This is a genomic window from Acidiferrobacteraceae bacterium, assembly GCA_037388825.1.
Taxonomy (GTDB): domain Bacteria; phylum Pseudomonadota; class Gammaproteobacteria; order Acidiferrobacterales; family JAJDNE01; genus JARRJV01.
The window spans coordinates 1-3,731 of the sequence record JARRJV010000110.1; the positions used below are offsets into that span (position 1 = coordinate 1).

Annotated in this window: 7 protein-coding genes; all 7 read left to right on the forward strand. The window is 62.2% G+C overall.

Features of this window, described 5'->3' with window-relative positions; all coding sequences use genetic code 11:
• Window positions 1-702: nitrogenase component 1 (locus P8X48_12800; GenBank protein MEJ2108184.1), on the forward strand; the 702-nt coding region annotated here is incomplete at its 5' end.
• 5 nt (window positions 703-707) lie between these two features.
• Window positions 708-2,066 carry a nitrogenase iron-molybdenum cofactor biosynthesis protein NifN gene (nifN, locus tag P8X48_12805; GenBank protein MEJ2108185.1) on the forward strand — a complete coding sequence of 453 codons (1,359 nt, stop codon included), beginning with the start codon at window positions 708-710 and terminating at the stop codon, window positions 2,064-2,066.
• A gap of 49 nt (window positions 2,067-2,115) precedes the next feature.
• The gene (gene nifX, locus P8X48_12810; protein MEJ2108186.1) at window positions 2,116-2,526 is read left to right on the forward strand and encodes a nitrogen fixation protein NifX; all 411 of its coding nucleotides are present in this window, start codon (window positions 2,116-2,118) and stop codon (window positions 2,524-2,526) included.
• Complete coding sequence (locus P8X48_12815; protein MEJ2108187.1) at window positions 2,519-2,962, forward strand: NifX-associated nitrogen fixation protein; 444 nt, start codon at window positions 2,519-2,521, stop codon at window positions 2,960-2,962. The genes nifX and P8X48_12815 overlap by 8 nt, the downstream gene beginning before the upstream one ends.
• A gap of 63 nt (window positions 2,963-3,025) precedes the next feature.
• Window positions 3,026-3,223 carry a CCE_0567 family metalloprotein gene (locus P8X48_12820; protein ID MEJ2108188.1) on the forward strand — a complete coding sequence of 66 codons (198 nt, stop codon included), beginning with the start codon at window positions 3,026-3,028 and terminating at the stop codon, window positions 3,221-3,223.
• A gap of 3 nt (window positions 3,224-3,226) precedes the next feature.
• Window positions 3,227-3,544, forward strand: a complete 318-nt coding sequence (gene fdxB / locus P8X48_12825) for a ferredoxin III, nif-specific (GenBank protein ID MEJ2108189.1) — start codon at window positions 3,227-3,229, stop codon at window positions 3,542-3,544.
• A gap of 3 nt (window positions 3,545-3,547) precedes the next feature.
• Window positions 3,548-3,731: hypothetical protein (locus tag P8X48_12830; GenBank protein ID MEJ2108190.1), on the forward strand; the 184-nt coding region annotated here is incomplete at its 3' end.

Consider the following 3,731-nt stretch of genomic DNA (forward strand, 5'->3'; position numbering starts at 1 on the left):
CGCGAGGTGGCCTACGCCCACCGCGCGCGGGCCGCGATGATGGTCTGTTCCAAGGCCATGATCAACATCGCCCGCAAGATGGAAGAGCGTTATTCCATTCCCTTCTTCGAAGGTTCGTTCTACGGCATCAGCGACATGAGCGACAGCCTGCGCAGCATCGCCGATCTGCTGGTGCAGCGGGGCGCGCCGGCAGAGCTGAAAAAACGCACCGAGGCCCTGGTCGCGCGTGAAGAGGCGCGCGCCTGGAAACGGCTTGAGCCCTATCGCGAACGGCTCGCGGGCAAACGGGTGCTGCTGATCACCGGCGGCGTGAAGTCCTGGTCGGTGGTGGCGGCGCTACAGGAGATCGGCATCGAGATCGTCGGCACCAGCGTGAAGAAGTCGACCAAGGAAGACAAGGACCGGATCAAGCAGATCATGGGCGAAGAGGCGCACATGATCGAGGAAATGACGCCGAAGGAGATGTACAAGATGCTGAAGGACGCCCGCGCGGACATCATGTTGTCCGGTGGACGGTCCCAGTTCGTAGCGCTCAAGGCGAAAATGCCGTGGCTGGACATCAACCAGGAGCGGCACCATGCCTATGCCGGCTACGACGGCATGGTGGCCCTGGTCAAGGAAATCGACAAGGCGCTCTACAACCCGGTCTGGGAACAGGTGCGCAAGCCCGCGCCCTGGGAAGTGCAGGGCGCGGAGGGCTGACAAGAATGGCAAAGGTCTTCACATCGAAAAAGTCCTGCGCGGTCAACCCGCTGAAGATGAGCCAGCCCATCGGCGGCGCGCTGGCGTTTCTCGGGCTCAATGCCTGCATGCCGGTGCTGCACGGCTCCCAGGGCTGCACCGCCTTCGGTCTGGTCCTGTTCGTGCGCCACTTCCGGGAATCGATCCCGCTGCAGACGACGGCCATGAACGAAGTGACGACGATCATGGGCGGCATGGAGAACATCGAGCAGGCCTTGCTCAACATTCAGAAGAAGGCGCAGCCGGAGATCATCGGTATCTGTTCGACCGGGTTGACGGAAACCAAGGGCGACGACGTCGAAGGCTACATCAGGCTGTTCCGGCAGAAGCACCCGGAGATGGACGACGTCGCTATTGTCTATGTATCGACGCCGGACTATGTGGATGCGTTCCAGGACGGCTGGGCCAAGGCCGTGGAACACCTGGTGCGGCAACTGGCGGAGCCCGGCCCGCGGCTCACGAAGCAGGTGACCTTGCTGGCCGGCTCCCACCTCACACCCGGAGACCTTGATGAACTGCGCGAGATCGTCGAAGACTTCGGGCTGGAACCGATCATCCTGCCGGATCTGTCGGGTTCCCTGGACGGGCATATCCCGGACGACTTCAGTGCCACCACCATCGGCGGCACCACGCTCGCGGACATCCGTTCCACCGGGCGTTCGCAACACACGATCGCCATCGGCGAGCACATGCGGGCGGCGGCGGAGTCGCTCAAGGAAAAGACCGGTGTCGAGTACACCCTGTTCGACCGGCTCACCGGGCTCGATGCCAACGATGAATTCCTGTCATGTCTCGCCGGCATCAGTGGACGCGAGATTCCGCGCAAGTATCGCCGCCAACGCAGTCAGCTGCTGGACGCGATGCTGGACGCACACTTCTTCATCGGCGGCACGAAAATCGCCATCGGCGCGGAGCCGGACCTGTTGTGGTCCGTGGGCAACACTCTCGCCGAGCTGGGCGCCGAATTGACGGCCGTCGTGACCACCACGTCATCGCCCGTGCTGGAACGACTGCCGGTGGAGGAAGTCGTCATCGGCGACCTGGAGGACCTGGAGGCGCGGGCAGGCGACTGTGACCTGCTGATCACGCACTCCCACGGCCGGCAGATGGCGGAGCGCCTGAACATCCCGTTCCTGCGCATGGGCCTGCCGATGTTCGACCGGCTCGGGGCGGCCCACCGCGTTTCCATTGGCTACCGTGGGACGCGCGACCTGGTGTTCGAGATCGGAAACATATTCATCGCCAATGCCCACGAGAACGGCCCGGATACCTGGAAACACTCGTCGGCGGAGGAGCCGATTCTTGCGCCGGCTAAAACTCATTGAGGCCGGGGGCGCCGGCGACGGCGAGGGGAAATTCAACGAAGGAGGCAGTATGAAGATCGCATTTGCCACCCAGGACCTGAAACGCGTTGACGCGCATTTCGGCTGGGCAAAGAACATCGCCATCTACGAGGTCTCGCCGGAGGGCCACCAGTTCCTGGAGGCCGTGCAGTTTGACGGCGACCTGAAGGAAGACGGCGACGAGGACAAGCTGGCGCCGAAGCTGGAGGCAATCGGCGACTGCGCCATTCTCTACGTCGCCGCCATCGGCGGTTCCGGAGCGGCACGCGTGGTGGCCAAGAACATCCACCCGATCAAGGTGGCGGAACCGGAGGACATCGGCGAGATCCTCGACAAGTTGCAGGGCGTGTTGCAGGGGACGCCACCGCCGTGGCTGCGCAAGGCGCTGTTGAAAGGAAAGGAACGGCAGTTTGATTTCGAAGACGAGGTGCAAAATGGCTGATGCAGCGGTCGCACAAGCGACAGATCCAATGGAGACCACGATCGTCAAGGAACTGATCAAGCAATGGCGGGCCCAGGACACCCATGGCGCCTGGGACGGCAAGAGCGATCTCGATCTGCTCGACCCCTATATCCTGACCAGGGAAAAGCGGCGCGAGATCCCGATCATGGGCGATCCCGACCCCGAGACCCTGTGGCGCCTGGAACTGTTTTACAACGCCATCGGGCTGTGCATGGAGCGCGCCACCGGCGTCATGGTCGCACCCATGGTCAAGATGCATCACGAGGGCTTCGGCCGCCTGGTGCTGACCGCCGGGCGCCTGATCGTCGTGAACAAGCACCTGCGCGACGTGCACCGTTTCGGCTACGAGACCCTGGAAAAGCTCGCCGCCGAAGGCGAGAAGCACGTGGCGGCGGGCATCGAGATGATTCAATAGTAGCCCGACCTTGCCAACTACGGATAGGCAAAACCGGTTTCAGACGATTCGAAGGGGAATGCGATGGAAGACGTCGATACGATCAAAGCAGAGATCAAGAAGCTCAATGCACGCGCGACCAATCTGAAGATGAACCTGCACGACCTGGCAGAAGACCTGCCGACCGGGTGGGAAAACATCATGGAGGTTGCGCAACAGACCTACGATGCCTATGAGAAGCTGACTGCGGCGCGGGCCCGTATGGCCGAGGCCGGAAGCTGAGCCATGGCGGACGTCATCGTAACACTGCCGGACGGACGCAGCTGGACGCCTCAATTCGTCGAGTCCATCAACCAGGAAAAATGCATCGGCTGCGGACGCTGTTTTCGCGTCTGCGGCAGGGACGTGCTGCAACTCGCCGGGGTAAGCGAGGATGGCGAGATGGTTGCCGTGGATATGTTTGACGATGACGACGACGATGAATACGAGAAGAAGGTCATGACCATCGTCAATCAGCTCAACTGCGTCGGTTGCGAGGCCTGCGCCAAGATCTGTCCAAAGAAATGCTACACGCACTCACCCATGGAAGCGGAGGGGGCGTAGGGAATGCATGCTTCCACCTGTTTCAGCTACGACCGCCTGATGGCAAACGCACTGGAGCCCGATACGGAGATTACCCATGCCTTCGCAGGCGTGTTGTCGCGGTTTCATACCCTGGGGCTGCCACAGGGCGAACTCGCGCGCCTGCTGACGCGGTTCTTCCCGGGAGACCGGGCCTTGCTCGAAGCGG

Excerpts from the sequence above, each read along its gene's own strand:
- nifN (MEJ2108185.1), top strand. The coding sequence starts at position 708 with ATGGCAAAGGTCTTCACATCGAAAAAGTCCTGCGCGGTCAACCCGCTG.
- nifX (MEJ2108186.1), top strand. The coding sequence starts at position 2,116 with ATGAAGATCGCATTTGCCACCCAGGACCTGAAACGCGTTGACGCGCAT.
- P8X48_12815 (MEJ2108187.1), top strand. The coding sequence starts at position 2,519 with ATGGCTGATGCAGCGGTCGCACAAGCGACAGATCCAATGGAGACCACG.
- P8X48_12820 (MEJ2108188.1), top strand. The coding sequence starts at position 3,026 with ATGGAAGACGTCGATACGATCAAAGCAGAGATCAAGAAGCTCAATGCA.
- fdxB (MEJ2108189.1), top strand. The coding sequence starts at position 3,227 with ATGGCGGACGTCATCGTAACACTGCCGGACGGACGCAGCTGGACGCCT.